This window comes from Paenarthrobacter sp. E2MeOHC11, from assembly GCF_058744955.1.
Window position 1 is genome coordinate 4,016,400 of record NZ_CP196673.1, and the last position, 13,344, is coordinate 4,029,743.

Genomic DNA, 13,344 nt, shown 5'->3' on the forward strand with positions numbered 1-13,344 from the left:
GATGTTTGGCATGACTACGCTTCCTCCGGATCCATTCGAAAACGACCCCATGCGCGAGCTTTCCGGAGCCGGAACGTCCACTGCCACCATTGAGCGCGAGGAAACGCGCCAGGAAGTGGAACCCGGCGACCGTGAGCGGTTTTCCCACTATGTCCGCAAGGAAAAGATCATGGAGTCGGCTTTGACCGGCGAGCCCGTCATTGCCTTATGCGGCAAGGTCTGGACCCCGGGCCGCGATCCGCAGAAGTTCCCTGTCTGCCCGGAGTGCAAGGAGATCTACGAAGGCCTCCGCCCCGGCAACGACGGTGGAAAAAACGGCGGCCCGGGCAACTCCAAGTAGTGGGTGGGAAGAGAACACGGGTCCCTTCTGATCGTCACCGCTTTATTGTGCGCTTTGGTGTGCCCAAGGAGCCGGGGTTAATGGTCGTTGCCATCAGGCCGGGGGAGTCAGCATGACAGAGACACTTTTTGGTGGTCCATCCCTGCCTCCGGCGTACCCTGAACGGGCCGCCTGGGGCACCGCGCCCAAGCTTCGCGCTTGGCAGCAGGAGGCCCTTGACCTCTACATGACCCGCAACCCGAAGGACTTCCTCGCCGTGGCAACGCCGGGCGCCGGCAAGACCACCTTCGCCCTGCGTATCGCCACCACGCTGCTGGACAGCGGCGTGGTCAACCGGATTACCATCGTTGCTCCCACGGACCACTTGAAGAGGCAATGGGCAGATGCCGCAGCCAAGGTCGGGATCGCGATAGATCCCAACTTCAAGAACTCCGATGGCCAGCACGGTCGCGGTTTCGTGGGCGTGGCCGTCACCTATGCGCAGGTAGCCAGCAAGCCAATGCTGCACCGCGCCAAGACTGAAGCGGCGCGCACCTTGGTGATCCTGGACGAAATCCACCACGGCGGCGAAGCCCTGTCCTGGGGAGACGGCCTGCGTGAGGCATTTGATCCGGCTGCGAGGCGCTTGTCCCTGACAGGTACCCCGTTCCGTTCGGATACCTCGCCTATTCCGTTCGTCGAATACGCCGAGGACCGTGACGGTATCCGGCGTTCGAAAGCCGATTACACCTACGGTTACGGCAATGCGCTGCGGGACCACGTGGTCCGCCCCGTGCTCTTCATGGCTTATTCGGGGCAGATGCGGTGGCGTACCAGTGCCGGTGACGAAATGGCTGCCTCGCTGGGTGAAGCTGCCGTCACCAAGGACATCACCTCACAGGCGTGGCGCACGGCGTTGAACCCCACCGGTGAGTGGATCCCCGCTGTCCTTGCAGCGGCGGACAAGCGCCTCAGCGAGGTCCGGCGGACGGTACCGGACGCCGGTGGGCTGGTCATTGCCACGGACCACGACGACGCCCGCGCCTATGCGGGCCAGTTGAAGAAAATCACGGGCCAGTCGCCCACGGTGATCCTTTCGGACGACTCCAAGGCTTCGAGCAAGATCGAGGACTTCTCCGCGGGTGAACAGCGCTGGATGGTGGCTGTCCGGATGGTGTCCGAAGGTGTTGACGTGCCGCGCCTTTCTGTCGGCGTCTATGCCACCTCCACCTCCACACCGTTGTTCTTCGCCCAGGCCGTGGGACGTTTTGTGCGTGCCCGCAAGAGGGGCGAGACGGCGTCGGTCTTCCTGCCGTCCGTGCCGCCGTTGATGATTCTCGCCAACACCATGGAGGCAGAGCGCGACCACGCTTTGGACCGCCCGGAGAAGGACGAGGACGGCCTTTTCAATCCCGAAGAGAACCTCATGGCCGAGGCCAACCGGGAGGACAAAGCATCGGACGAGCTCACCAAGGGCAAGTTCGAAGCACTGGACTCCCAAGCGTCGTTTGACCGCGTCCTCTTTGATGGTGGCGAGTTCGGCACGGGAGCGGACATCGGTTCCGATGATGAACTGGACTTCCTGGGCATTCCCGGGCTCCTCGACGCCGAGCAGGTGGGGACGCTGCTGCGTCAACGCCAGCACGATCAGCAGTCGCGCAAGAAACGCCAGTCACCGCTGGCGGCTGCGGCCGCACCGGCTGTGCCTGACCACCGGATGCTTATGGATCTTCGGAACGAGCTGGCCAAGAACGTCGCTGCCTGGGCTGCCCGTACCGGCACCCCGCACGGAGTTGTGCACACCAAACTTCGTGAAGTGTGTGGCGGCCCTGCAGTCGCCCAAGCCAATGAGGAGCAATTGCAGGCCCGCCTGCGCAAGCTCCAGGACTGGTTCATCGGCCGGAAATAGCCGCCTCCAGACCCAGTCAGATACGCCAAAGGGCGCCGCGGTTGCGGCGCCCTTTGCTGTCATTACGCTGTCTCAGTCGCGTTCAACTTCGACGCCGGCCGCTTCCATTTCGTCGAACACCCCATCGAGGTCCCCGGCGATTCCTGCGGTAAGCCCGGCAATGACCGTCGTGCCATATCCGGCCTGGACTGCGTCGAGCGCTGTCGACTTGACGCAGTAGTCCGTCGTCAGGCCAACCACGACGACCTCCTCGACGTCGTGGCTTTGCAGCCAGTCGTCCAGGCCAATAGCGTCTTCGTCGAAGACTTCGGCTACGGCTGCACCTGCCTTGATGTCTCCTGACGGAACGTCATCCTCGGGCGCCAGGACGCCCTCGAATCCGGAGTAGGCCGCCGTGTACTGGCCCTTGCGGAAATATGCCTGGATGTACTCGGGGTCCAGGTCCTCGTGCAGCTCCGCGCCCTTGGTCCGGGCCCGGCAGTGCGGAGGCCAGGAATCCACCATGTCGGGGTCATCGGAAAAATGGTCGCCCGGTTCGATGTGCCAATCCTGGGTTGCCACGATGTGGTCGAAGTGTTGCTGGTTGGCGTCTACATATTCCGTGATGGCTCCGGCGATGGCCGCACCACCTTCGACGGCCAGGGTGCCGCCCTCGCAGAAGTCGTTTTGGACGTCGACGATGATCAGGGCGCGGGACATCAGTTCTCCTCGTAGATTGTGGGAATGGCGGCCTCGCCGCGCTGCAGCCGATTGACGACGGCGGGAAGCTCGGCCATGGTTGCGGCGTGCCTCTCCTTGGCGCGAACCACGCCTTCGGGCCCTGTCCAGCCCGGCAATACCTCGCCGTTCTTCACGAACTGGTGAAGCAGGGCACGGTCGTTGCCGTCGTCTTCGGGACGGTGGCCGATCCCCACGACTTCCTGGGTGGCCCGGCCTCGGTCATTGAGTTTGCGAAGGGCGTATTTGCGTCCGCCAACACTCGCCTTGTTCTTGGCGGCCTTGGCCACCGAGATGAATTCCCCGGCGTCGTTGGTGCGGCTGACCAGCTTGTAGACCATGCTGGCGGTCGGGGCGCCGGAACCGGTGACCAGCGATGTGCCAACACCATAGGAGTCCACCGGGGCGGACTGCAGGGCCGCGATCGCGAACTCGTCGAGGTCCGATGTCACCACGATGCGGGTGTTGACGTTGCCAAGGTCATCGAGCAATTGGCGGACCCACTGTGCCTGCGCAATCAGATCGCCGGAATCGAGGCGGACTGCCCCGAGTTTGTCGCCGGCGAGTTCGACGGCGGTGCGCACAGCGGTTTCGACGTCGTAGGTGTCCACCAGCAGCGACGTCCCGGGTCCGAAGGCCGCGATCTGTGCTTCGAACGCTTCGCGCTCGGTGTCATGGAGCAGCGTGAAGGAGTGGGCGGCCGTACCGACGGTCTTGATGCCGTAGCGCCGCCCGGCCTCCAGGTTGGAGGTGCTGGCGAAGCCGGCAATCACGGCGGCGCGGGCTGCCGCCGTCGCCGATTCCTCCTGGGTGCGCCGGGAGCCCATCTCGATGCAGGGGCGGGTGCCGGCCGCGGAGGTCATCCGCGAGGCAGCGGATGCTATGGCGCTGTCATGGTTGAGGACTGACAGGATGAAGGTTTCCAGGATGCAGGCCTCGGCAAACGTGGATTCCACGATGAGGATGGGGGAGTTGGGGAAATAGGCGTCACCTTCGGCGTAGCCCCAGATGTCGCCGCTGAACTTGTAGCCGGCAAGGAAGTCCAGGGTCTCCTGGTTGACCACCTTGTTCTGTTCAAGGAATGCCAGTTCAGCATCGCCGAACCGGAAGTCGGCGATGCCTTCCAAGAGGCGCCCGGTGCCCCCCACCACGCCATAACGCCGGCCATCGGGCAAACGCCGGGCAAAGGCTTCGAACACCGACCGGCGATGCGCTGCACCCGAGTGCAAGGCGGCCTGAAGCATCGTCAGTTCATAGTGGTCTGTATACAAGGAAGTTGCGGGATGGTCCCAGGACGTGGCTCTACTCACGAATTCACTCTAGTGCGAGCCGCCATAGAATGGACAGATGAGCCCTAGCGTTGCGTATGGCACGGACATCGATGAGCGGACCAAAGCCGCGGAGCAGTCCTCCACCGATGTCCTGACAGCCCCTGATATCCCGTGGAACCTTGTGATCTGGAATGATCCCGTGAATCTCATGAGCTATGTGAGCTTTGTTTTCCAGAGTTACTTCGGCTATTCCGACTCCAAAGCGCACAAGCTCATGATGGAGGTCCACAAGAAGGGCCGCTCGATTGTGGCGCACGGCAGCAAGGAACAAGTGGAGCAGCACGCGGTGGCCATGCACGGTTTTGGTCTGTGGGCCACTGTGGAGAAAGCTGCAAGCGGCAATGAAACACCCGGAAAGGGCGGCCGGCAGCGTGGCTAAGGCATTTAAGTACGGACTCAAGGGCATCTCCGGATACCTAGAACCCGCCGAACGCGATCTCCTGCGCGGATTGCTGGACGACGTCATCTCCATGCTGGAGCAGGACGTGCGGGAGAACGAAGACCCACTGGCGGCGCTCATCGGCCTGGACATGGACGTCAAGCAGCCGAGCGACCGCGCCCTCCTGCGGCTCTTGCCCAACGTCATGAAGGACGACGACGGCGGCTCGCTGGAGTTCCGGCAACTCACCGAACGCTCCGTGCGGGAAAACAAGATCGGGGCCCTGAAGGCTGCCGCCTTGGGACTGGACAAGGACGACCTCGTCCTGTCGCCGGAAGATGCTACTCGTTGGTCCATGGCGCTGAACGACGTCCGGCTGGTCCTGGCTGAACGACTGGATATCCGGGACGAAGCGGACGCCGAGCACATTCACAGCATGCAGGACTGGAGCCAGGCGGAGGACGTAGAGAGTTACCTGGCCTTGGTCTACAACTTCACTACGTGGCTCCAGGAGTCCTTGGTTCAAGCCATGATGGCCGCAAGGCAGGGGAAATCCTGATCACGACGGCCCGTTGGTGCTCCTGCCCTGTGACAAATCAGACACGAGGCGGAGACCACAGGTAATGGCCGCACACCATGGGAAGCCTTATTCTCGAATAATTATGACTTCAGCATCGGGTTCACCAGGCATCGCGCCGGACAGTGGGGCCTCCATCAGCGCGGGGGAACTGGTAAGCGCCCGCCCGATCGGCATTTTCGACTCCGGCGTGGGCGGATTGACCGTAGCGCGGTCCATCATCGATCAACTCCCCAATGAATCAATCCTCTACGTCGGCGACACCGCCAACGGCCCCTACGGTCCGCTTCCCATCGCCGAAGTGCGTGCCAATGCCTTGGGCGTGATGGACGAGTTGGTGGACTCGGGCGTGAAATTGCTGACCATTGCGTGTAATTCGGCGTCAGCGGCCGTGCTGCGGGACGCCCGCGAACGCTATACGGCCCGCTATGGCATTCCGGTCATCGAGGTCATCCAGCCGGCAGTGCGTCGTGCGGTCTCCGCTACGCGCTCGGGCAAGATCGGGGTCATCGGAACGTCGGCCACCGTGGGATCGCGTGCCTACGAGGACACCTTTGCGGCCGCTCCGGACCTCACCATCACATCTGTGGCGTGCCCCGCCTTCGTGAACTTTGTGGAGGCCGGAATCACTACCGGCCCGGACCTGCTCGCCGCTGCACATGAGTACCTGGAGCCGCTCAAACGCGCCGGTGTGGACACCGTTGTCCTGGGATGTACGCACTACCCGCTGCTGACAGGTGTTATCTCCTTCGTCATGGGAGAGGACGTCACGCTCGTTTCCAGCGCCGAGGAGACCGCCAAGGACGTCTACCGGGCTTTGGCCAACCATGGGATCCAGCGGACAGAGTCCAGCACGCCCAGCCACGAATTCATCGCCACCGGCGATGCCGACCAGTTCGAGACCCTGGCCCGGCGCTTCCTGGGACCTGAAGTCCTCTCCGTGAAGCACGTGGATCACGTAGCTGCCCAGTACCCGACAGGCAGCCTCGCCCGCATTACTCCCGAGATGCTGGAAGCGGCACGTTCCGGTTCCGGCCTGTCCCGCCGTTCGTATTTCGTGCAACCCGGCGACACCCTCAACGCCGGAGCGGGCGCAACCTTGGGGCGTGGACTGTGAAACTGACCATTGTTGGGTGCACCGGTTCCTTCCCAGGCCCCGGATCACCGGCGTCGTGCTATTTGGTAACAGCGCACGACGGTGAGCGCGAGTGGAAGATCGTCATGGACCTGGGCAGCGGAGCCTTGGGAGCGATCCAGCGCTACACCGACCTCGAGGACATCGATGCGATCTTCCTCACCCACCTGCACCCGGATCACTGCATGGACCTGTGCGGGCTCCACGTGGCTGTTCGCTGGAAGCCCGGGGGATGGGGCCGGGACAGGCTGCCGGTGTGGGGCCCTGCTGCAACAGCGGACCGGATGGCCACCGCCTATGGCTTGGAACTGGATCCCGGCATGCACGAGGAATTCGACTTCACCAACTGGGCCGAACTCAAGCCTGTCACCGTGGGTCCGTTCACTGTGACTCCCTACGCCGTTAATCACCCTGTTGAAGAGGCTTACGCTCTGCGCGTGACGGCTACGGAGCCCGGGAAGGACGGCGTCCCGGTGACCAAGATCCTGACGTACTCGGGTGACACCGATTCCTGCCAAGGGCTCGAAGACGCGGCCAAGGGATCCGATTTGTTCCTCTGCGAGGCGGCCTTCGAGGAAGGCAGGGACGACGACATCAAGGACGTCCACCTGACCGGCAAGCGCGCTGGCGAGGCCGCAACGAACGCGGGGGCAAGGCGCCTCCTCCTCACCCACATCCCTGTGTGGACATCACAAACCAAGGTGCTCTCCGAGGCCAAACCAGTGTTCGCCGGCGATGTCGCCGTTGCCGTGGCCGGAGTCCACTACACGATCTAGCTTTACCGGCGTCGGGCAGTGCCATCAGCTTGGCTAAGCTTGAACCATGACTTCTGAAGCTACAGCCACACCCGTCATTCGTGCTGACGGCCGTACACCCGACCAACTGCGACCCATCAGCATTACCCGCGGCTGGTCCAAGCAGGCCGAAGGATCGGCGCTGATCGAGTTCGGCAACACCCGGGTCCTGTGCACGGCTTCTCTGACCGAGGGTGTGCCGCGCTGGCTCAAGGGCGAAGGCCGCGGCTGGGTCACTGCCGAGTACGCGATGCTTCCCCGTGCCACCAACACCCGTTCGGACCGCGAGTCCGTCAAGGGCAAGATCGGCGGACGCACGCATGAGATCTCGCGCCTGATCGGCCGCTCGCTGCGCTCGATCATCGACACCAAGGCGCTCGGTGAAAACACCATCGTCCTTGACTGCGATGTCCTGCAAGCCGACGGCGGTACCCGCACGGCTGCGATCACCGGCGCCTACGTGGCGCTGGCAGAAGCAATCCGTTTCGCTCGGGAAAACAAGCTCATCGCCCGCAACGCCGAGCCGCTCGTAGACACGATTGCAGCTGTCTCCGTTGGCATCATCGACGGGGTCCCCATGCTTGACCTGCCGTACGTGGAGGATGTCCGTGCGGAGACGGACATGAACGTGGTGGTCACCGGTTCCGGCAAGTTCGTCGAAGTCCAGGGAACCGCAGAGGGCGCACCGTTCGACCGGGACGAACTGAACGCATTGCTGGACCTTGCCCTCCTGGGCACCAGCCAATTGTCCGCTATCCAGCGCGAGACCTTGGCCGAAGCCCCGTGAGCGGCGCACTGGAATCCGGGGCTCCCCGCCTCGTCCTTGCCACTCACAACAAGGGGAAGCTAAAGGAACTCCGCGAGCTGCTGCGGGGCCAGGTCCCAGGGCTCGACGTCGACACCCAAGTAGTGGATGCCGCTGCGGCAGGCGGCCCGGACGTTGCGGAAACTGGCGTGACGTTTGCCGAGAACTCGCTCCTCAAAGCCCGCGCTGTGGCAGAGGCGACGGGCTTGGTGGCCATCGCGGATGACTCCGGCTTGGCTGTGGATGTCCTGGGTGGGGCTCCGGGCATTTTCTCCGCCCGATGGGCAGGAACCCACGGCGACGACGCTGCCAACTTGAGGCTGCTGTTGGCCCAGCTCTCCGATGTACCCGATTCGTTCCGGGGAGCAGCGTTTGTCTGTGCTGCGGCCTTGGCTGTGCCCGGTACCGAGGGCATCGCCCACGAGACCGTGGAGTATGGCCAGCTGGAAGGAACACTCCTGCGTGAACCCCGCGGTGATGGTGGCTTCGGCTATGACCCCGTGCTTCAGCCGGCAGGGATGGACCGCAGCTGTGCGGAGCTGAGCTCCGAGGAGAAGAATGCCATCAGCCATCGTGGCCAGGCGTTCCGTGCCCTGCTTCCCGCGATCGTGTCTGCGCTGACCGGGGCCAAAGCCCCGTAGCCTCTGACTGCAAGCAAAAAGGCACCCCGCCATGCGGGGTGCCTTTTTCATCTGAGGTGAGCGTTGGAGGAGCCTCAGGGCTCGCTGTGCTTGCCGCCCTCGTGTTCCTCGATGAATTCCTCCACGGGATCGGTGCCCTGGGCTGCAGCCTTGCGCTTGGCCATGAAACCCCGGGCAACCTCAATAATGACCGGGATAACGGAGATCAGGACAATGACGATGAAAATGATGTCCAGGTTGTCGCTGACCCACGGAACACGATCGCCGAGGACGTAGCCCAGCAGGGTAACTCCGCCGCCCCAGAGGACGGCTCCAATGACGTTGAAGAGGAAGAATTTCCGCTTGTCCATCTGGGCAACGCCGACGATTACCGGCACAAAGGTACGGATGATGGGCACGAACCTCGCCAGGATCAACGCCTTGCCGCCATGCTTTTCAAAGAAGGCGTGGGCGCTCTCGACGTTCTCTTTCTTGAAGAGCTTTGAGTCGGGGCGGTTGAAGATGGCTGGGCCGGCCTTGGAGCCGATGAGGTAGCCGGTCTGGTTCCCGATGATTGCCGAGACGATGATCAGGCCTGCCAACGCCCAGACGTTGAATTTGATCGTGTCTGTGGCAACCAGTAGGCCCGCCGTGAACAGCATGGAGTCGCCGGGCAGGAAGAAGCCCACCAGCAAGCCGGTCTCCGCAAAGACAATGCCGCACACCAGCAGCACAACCCAAGGTGCCAGGGCGGGGTCGGCCAGGAAGATCTGGGGGTTCAACCAGTCCGGCAGGAACGAAGCCATGGAAGGCTGCACCGGTCCCGCGCCCCCGAAAGTGGATACGGCAAGGTCGCTTATCGCAGAAAAGATCACCCAACAAGCCTACTTGACGGCCGTCGTCGCGATTTTCCGTAGAAGCCTTGACAGTTGCCTCGTTGCTTGTATGGTTAGTTACATGAGTAATGAACCAGTGAGGCGGTGGTGCTCATGATCGATGACAGCAAGCCGATCTTCATGCAGATCGCCGAACTCATCGAGAACGGAATTGTGGACGGCAGCATGGCCGAGGAATCCCAAGTGCCCTCCACCAATGAGTTCGCAGCCTTCCACCGCATCAACCCGGCAACGGCTGCCAAAGGCGTCAATGTGCTGGTGGACTCAGGGATTCTCTACAAACGCAGGGGGATAGGGATGTTCGTTGCAACGGGAGCGCGTGCCCAGTTGATAGCGCGTCGGACCGAGGAATTCTTCGAACAGTACGTCAAGCCGCTGGCACTGGAGGCCCGGAAGCTGGGCATCTCGGCAGAGCAGCTGAACACCATGATTGAACGCAGCTCCGGGCTTGCCCCGGAACCAGGGACAGACAAGGAAAGGAGCGCGGCCCTGTGAACGAAACCATCGTCGAGGCCCGTAACCTGATCAAGCGCTACAAAGACGTCAACGCACTGGACAACGTCAACCTGAGCCTCTCCGCGAACCGCATCTACGGGCTGCTCGGGCGAAACGGCGCAGGCAAGACCACGTTGATGTCCATCTTGACCGCACAGGCCTTCGCCACATCCGGCCAAGCCCTTGTCTTCGGCGCCAGCGCCTATGAAAACGAGGCCGTGCTGTCGCGGATCTGCTTCATCCGCGAATCGCAGAAATACCCTGACGACTTCCAGCCGCGCCACGCTTTCCGATCCGCAGCGCTGTTCTACAAGAACTGGGACCAGGAGTTCGCCGACCGTCTGGCTGAAGACTTCCAGCTCCCCGTCAAACGGCGTATCAAGAAACTCTCCCGGGGCCAGCTCTCAGCCGTCGGAGTCATCATTGGCCTCGCCTCACGGGCCGAGCTGACCTTCTTTGACGAACCATATTTGGGACTCGACGCCGTTGCCCGCCAGTTGTTCTACGACCGCCTCGTTGAGGACTATGCGGAACACCCGCGCACCATCATCCTGTCCTCGCACCTGATCGATGAAGTGGCCAACCTGTTGGAACACGTGGTGGTGATCGACAGGGGGCGGATCATCATGGACGCAGATGCCGAGGACATCCGGGGTTCTGCCGTCACAGTCTCCGGTTCCGCTGACAAGGTGGATGCCTTCCTGGCGGGCAAGAAGATTCTCCACCGTGAGACTCTCGGGTCGCTGGCATCGGTGACAGTGGACGAGGTCCTCGGAGGCAGTGAGCGAGCCGAGGCGCAGGAGCTGGGCCTTGAATTGTCGCCCGTTTCCCTGCAGCAGTTGGTGGTCCGTAAAACCATGATCCGGGCAGGCGGTGATGGAGCTGCCGGCCCAGGACCCACCCCCGGCGAATTCGCCGATGACACGTTGGAGGCAAAGCGATGAGCAGGACTATGGCAGTTGCCCGGATGCAGCTGATCAACAAGTGGACATACATTGGATGGCCCCTGACCATCCTGGCGGCGTCCTTCTTGATGTCGCTCGCCATCTTCGCCCTGATCCCCGTTCAGGAAGGCAAGTACGGAGGGGGCAGCCAGGCGCCAATGTGGTACTTCCTGGTCCTCGGAATCCAGAGCATGACCCTGGTCTTCCCGTTCTCGCAGGGCCTGAGCATCAGCCGCAGGGCGTTCTATCTCGGCACCCTGGGACTGTTCTCCCTGATCGCACTCGGCATGACGGGCCTTTACCTGTTGGGCGGTGTGATTGAAGGGGCGACCAACGGGTGGGGTGTCTACGGCTACTTCTTCAAGATCCCGTGGGTAACAGACGGGCCTTGGTACTCCACCGCAGCGTTCTTCTTCGTTGTGATGATGTTCATGTTCATCATCGGATTCTGGTTCGCCACCATTTTCAAGCGCTGGGGGACAAGCGGAACGTTGGTCTCCACACTGGGATCGGCAGTGGCCCTGATTGGCCTTGCCGCCCTCGCCACCTGGCTCGAATGGTGGGGACACGTTGGAAGCTGGTTCGCCCAACAGACCCCGTTGAGCGTCAGTGGATGGGCAGCCCTGCTGTGCGTTGTGCTCGCAGCCGGATCCTACACAACCCTTCGCAGGGCGACGCCGTAAGCCTCGAATGTAGTGTTCACCACAAAGCAGGCCGGAAGGGCCGCCCCGCCGGGGAAATCGGCTGGGGCGGCCTTTTCCGGCTGTAATCTTGTCCAGTGGCATTGGACTTTACGGCGATCGACTTTGAAACAGCCAACGGCTTCCGGGGGTCGCCGTGTTCGGTGGGCCTCAGTAAAGTCCGCGGCGGTGTTGTGGTGGAAGAAGCCTCCTGGCTCATGCGGCCACCGGAGAACCATGACCACTTCGAATTCCACAACACGCGTATCCATGGCATCCGGGCCGAAGACGTTGCAGGTCGCCCGCGGTTCGGTGAACTCTTCCCTGAGATCGGCGCCTTCATCGGGGGCGACGTACTCGCCGCACACAACGCAGCCTTCGACCTCGGCGTCATCCGGTCAGGCTTGGAAGTATCAGGGCTTGCCGGACCCGCCTATGACTATGTGTGCACGGTGATGCTGTCCCGCCGCTGCTACTCACTGGTGTCCAACTCCTTGCCTTACGCGGCGGAAGAGGCCGGCGTACCCCTGGTCAACCACCACGACGCCGCAGAGGACGCCCGTGCCTGCGCCGGTATTTTGGTGGACATCGCCCGGCGGAACAACGCCAACAGCATCGCCGAACTCTATTTGTCCCTTGGCCTGAACCTGCCCCAGCAGCCGGCCTTCGATCCCGCGCAGGGCCTCTCCAAAGCGACAATGTCGGCGCTCGCGGCCAGGACTGGAAGCACTGCCGAACCCTCCCTCGAACGAGCCCTCGGTGGCCCCAGCGGTTGGTCTGCCTGGCCGGAGGAAGGCCCCAACCCTTTGCCCAACCCCGCGGCGGAGCCTGGACATCCGCTCTTTGGACAGACTGTGGTGTTCACGGGCGACCTCGCGATCACGCGCCCGGAAGCAAAATCACGGGCGGCCGACATGGGGGCACGGCCCGAAAGCCGGGTGACCGCACGGACCACTGTGCTCATTGTGGGCGACGGGTTCGTGGCAGGGGACCTTCGCGCCGGACGACTCACGGGCAAGGCCAAACGGGTCCTGGAACTTCACGCCAAGGGCCAACAGATCGAAGTGGTCTCCGAGGGCGAGTTCCTGCAAATGGTGGGCGGGGCCTAGCTGCAACCAGCAGCTGAGATGGTCATACTGCGCAACAATGCTTCCCGCTTCAACAGCAGCGCTCCTAGCCTTGGGGCATGACCAAACCAACCCTTTCCGCACCAGCCGAGCGCCGGCCTGCCAGCGCCGCCACAATCGGCGGGGTGGATTGGCGGGCTGTTTTCGCTTTCCCCAACCCCGTGAACGAATACGCCGCCCGGATCACTGCGGGACTGGTCGTGGTGCTGGCTGTCGCAACGCTGCTGACCGGCTGGGGCTGGGGTTTCGTGGTCCTTGCGGTCGGCTTCTGGCTTCGTGTGCTTTTTGGTCCCCGGATATCCCCGCTCGCGCTGCTTTCGGTCAAGGTGCTGGCGCCCAGGATTGGGCACGCCAAGTTGGTGGCCGGACCTCCGAAGCGCTTCGCCCAAGGCATGGGTGCTGCCTTGACGAGTGCCGCCGTCGTGCTCTTCTTCATCGGCTACCAGCCGGCGGCCTGGGTCCTGCTGGCGCTCCTCATTGTGGCTGCCTCGTTGGAAGCGTTTGTTGGTTTCTGCCTCGGGTGCGCGATTTTCGGCTTCCTGCAGCGCCGTGGCCTCATTCCGGCTGATATTTGCGAAGCGTGCAACAACATCGCGCTTCGCCGGACGTAGGCCTG

Annotated in this window: 16 protein-coding genes; 13 read left to right on the top strand and 3 right to left on the bottom strand. The window is 62.8% G+C overall.

What is annotated here, in order from left to right:
* Position 1: 1 nt before the first annotated feature.
* Together ACSSVG_RS18670 and ACSSVG_RS18675 are read left to right on the top strand one after the other, a co-directional pair.
* Positions 2 to 340, top strand: a complete 339-nt coding sequence (locus ACSSVG_RS18670; protein WP_089595519.1) for a DUF3039 domain-containing protein — start codon at positions 2 to 4, stop codon at positions 338 to 340.
* A 112-nt stretch (positions 341 to 452) separates the two neighbouring features.
* Positions 453 to 2,228: a DEAD/DEAH box helicase gene (locus ACSSVG_RS18675; RefSeq protein ID WP_231340913.1), complete on the top strand. Its 1,776-nt coding sequence runs from the start codon at positions 453 to 455 to the stop codon at positions 2,226 to 2,228.
* 72 nt (positions 2,229 to 2,300) lie between these two features.
* On the opposite strand, the gene ACSSVG_RS18680 is transcribed toward ACSSVG_RS18675, so the two are convergent.
* Together ACSSVG_RS18680 and ACSSVG_RS18685 are read right to left on the bottom strand one after the other, a co-directional pair.
* On the bottom strand, positions 2,301 to 2,927 hold the full coding sequence (locus ACSSVG_RS18680) for an isochorismatase family protein (protein ID WP_492415838.1): 627 nt from the start codon (positions 2,925 to 2,927) through the stop codon (positions 2,301 to 2,303).
* A complete protein-coding gene (locus ACSSVG_RS18685; protein ID WP_492419249.1) occupies positions 2,927 to 4,216 on the bottom strand; it encodes a nicotinate phosphoribosyltransferase in 1,290 nt (429 codons plus the stop codon). Before ACSSVG_RS18685 ends, ACSSVG_RS18680 begins: the two co-directional genes overlap by 1 nt.
* A gap of 76 nt (positions 4,217 to 4,292) precedes the next feature.
* Here ACSSVG_RS18685 and clpS point away from each other — a divergent pair, with 76 nt between their 5' ends.
* The 6 genes from clpS to rdgB all read left to right on the top strand — a co-directional run bounded on the left by clpS (position 4,293) and on the right by rdgB (position 8,607).
* Positions 4,293 to 4,655, top strand: coding sequence for an ATP-dependent Clp protease adapter ClpS (gene clpS / locus ACSSVG_RS18690; RefSeq protein ID WP_231340910.1), 363 nt, complete (start codon positions 4,293 to 4,295; stop codon positions 4,653 to 4,655).
* Positions 4,648 to 5,214: a DUF2017 domain-containing protein gene (locus ACSSVG_RS18695; protein ID WP_231340909.1), complete on the top strand. Its 567-nt coding sequence runs from the start codon at positions 4,648 to 4,650 to the stop codon at positions 5,212 to 5,214. Before clpS ends, ACSSVG_RS18695 begins: the two co-directional genes overlap by 8 nt.
* Positions 5,215 to 5,317: 103 nt before the next feature.
* Positions 5,318 to 6,349 (top strand): glutamate racemase, encoded by a 1,032-nt coding sequence (gene murI, locus ACSSVG_RS18700; RefSeq protein WP_492415839.1) that lies wholly within the window; start codon positions 5,318 to 5,320, stop codon positions 6,347 to 6,349.
* Positions 6,346 to 7,143 (top strand): MBL fold metallo-hydrolase, encoded by a 798-nt coding sequence (locus ACSSVG_RS18705; RefSeq protein WP_159702039.1) that lies wholly within the window; start codon positions 6,346 to 6,348, stop codon positions 7,141 to 7,143. The genes murI and ACSSVG_RS18705 overlap by 4 nt, the downstream gene beginning before the upstream one ends.
* A 46-nt stretch (positions 7,144 to 7,189) precedes the next feature.
* Positions 7,190 to 7,948 carry a ribonuclease PH gene (rph, locus tag ACSSVG_RS18710; RefSeq protein ID WP_256491571.1) on the top strand — a complete coding sequence of 253 codons (759 nt, stop codon included), beginning with the start codon at positions 7,190 to 7,192 and terminating at the stop codon, positions 7,946 to 7,948.
* A complete protein-coding gene (gene rdgB / locus ACSSVG_RS18715) occupies positions 7,945 to 8,607 on the top strand; it encodes an RdgB/HAM1 family non-canonical purine NTP pyrophosphatase (protein WP_253468530.1) in 663 nt (220 codons plus the stop codon). The genes rph and rdgB overlap by 4 nt, the downstream gene beginning before the upstream one ends.
* A gap of 74 nt (positions 8,608 to 8,681) precedes the next feature.
* Here rdgB and ACSSVG_RS18720 read toward each other — a convergent pair whose 3' ends face one another.
* Positions 8,682 to 9,446 (bottom strand): DedA family protein, encoded by a 765-nt coding sequence (locus ACSSVG_RS18720; protein ID WP_231340927.1) that lies wholly within the window; start codon positions 9,444 to 9,446, stop codon positions 8,682 to 8,684.
* A 129-nt stretch (positions 9,447 to 9,575) separates the two neighbouring features.
* On the opposite strand from ACSSVG_RS18720, the gene ACSSVG_RS18725 reads away from it, so the two are divergent.
* The 5 genes from ACSSVG_RS18725 to ACSSVG_RS18745 all read left to right on the top strand — a co-directional run bounded on the left by ACSSVG_RS18725 (position 9,576) and on the right by ACSSVG_RS18745 (position 13,339).
* A complete protein-coding gene (locus tag ACSSVG_RS18725) occupies positions 9,576 to 9,977 on the top strand; it encodes a GntR family transcriptional regulator (protein WP_231340906.1) in 402 nt (133 codons plus the stop codon).
* A complete protein-coding gene (locus ACSSVG_RS18730; RefSeq protein WP_492415840.1) occupies positions 9,974 to 10,921 on the top strand; it encodes an ABC transporter ATP-binding protein in 948 nt (315 codons plus the stop codon). The genes ACSSVG_RS18725 and ACSSVG_RS18730 overlap by 4 nt, the downstream gene beginning before the upstream one ends.
* Positions 10,918 to 11,604 (top strand): hypothetical protein, encoded by a 687-nt coding sequence (locus tag ACSSVG_RS18735; protein WP_253468525.1) that lies wholly within the window; start codon positions 10,918 to 10,920, stop codon positions 11,602 to 11,604. Before ACSSVG_RS18730 ends, ACSSVG_RS18735 begins: the two co-directional genes overlap by 4 nt.
* Positions 11,605 to 11,699: 95 nt before the next feature.
* Positions 11,700 to 12,710: a 3'-5' exonuclease gene (locus tag ACSSVG_RS18740; protein ID WP_231340903.1), complete on the top strand. Its 1,011-nt coding sequence runs from the start codon at positions 11,700 to 11,702 to the stop codon at positions 12,708 to 12,710.
* A 77-nt stretch (positions 12,711 to 12,787) separates the two neighbouring features.
* Positions 12,788 to 13,339: a DUF4395 domain-containing protein gene (locus ACSSVG_RS18745; protein WP_492415841.1), complete on the top strand. Its 552-nt coding sequence runs from the start codon at positions 12,788 to 12,790 to the stop codon at positions 13,337 to 13,339.
* The last annotated feature ends 5 nt before the right edge of the window (positions 13,340 to 13,344 follow it).